The organism is Alkalibacillus haloalkaliphilus C5 (assembly GCF_000269905.1).
In the GTDB taxonomy this organism is placed as follows: domain Bacteria; phylum Bacillota; class Bacilli; order Bacillales; family Alkalibacillaceae; genus Alkalibacillus; species Alkalibacillus haloalkaliphilus_A.
On sequence record NZ_AKIF01000294.1, the window covers coordinates 1 to 495 of the forward strand.

At 51.7% G+C, this 495-nt stretch carries 4 tRNA genes; all 4 read right to left on the bottom strand.

Annotation, left to right across the window (positions count from 1 at the left end):
* Positions 1-112 precede the first annotated feature (112 nt).
* The 4 genes from A194_RS0116515 to A194_RS0116530 all read right to left on the bottom strand — a co-directional run bounded on the left by A194_RS0116515 (position 113) and on the right by A194_RS0116530 (position 452).
* Positions 113-188, bottom strand: a tRNA-Val gene (locus tag A194_RS0116515).
* Positions 189-194: 6 nt separating this feature from the next.
* A tRNA-Glu gene (locus tag A194_RS0116520) sits at positions 195-266 on the bottom strand.
* A 13-nt stretch (positions 267-279) separates the two neighbouring features.
* Positions 280-371, bottom strand: a tRNA-Ser gene (locus A194_RS0116525).
* A 6-nt stretch (positions 372-377) separates the two neighbouring features.
* A tRNA-Asn gene (locus A194_RS0116530) sits at positions 378-452 on the bottom strand.
* Between the last annotated feature and the right edge of the window lie 43 nt (positions 453-495).

Sequence of the window (495 nt, forward strand, 5' to 3'; positions counted from 1 at the left end):
GTGAGGAACCCAGACTATAAAAGGTTTAAATTATACTGTGACGACTCGTCACGTTGCAAGTTGTTCGGTGATGCTTACGCTCCTCGCAAACCTTCGATGATATTTCTCTTAATGGTGGAGGATGGCGGGCTCGAACCACCGACCCCTTGCTTGTAAGGCAAGTGCTCTCCCAGCTGAGCTAATCCTCCGATCAATGACCCATAGGGGACTCGAACCCCTGTTACCGCCGTGAAAGGGCGGTGTCTTAACCACTTGACCAATGGGCCGTATTAAAATCTATGGCGGAGAGCGAGGGATTCGAACCCTCGAGACCGCGTTGGCGGCCTACACGATTTCCAATCGTGCTCCTTCGACCACTCGGACAGCTCTCCAAAAAATGGCTCCAGCGGCAGGATTCGAACCTGCGACCAATTGGTTAACAGCCAACTGCTCTACCTCTGAGCTACGCTGGAATATTTTTAACTGTCCACGAAGGAGAATTTATCGCCCGGCAGT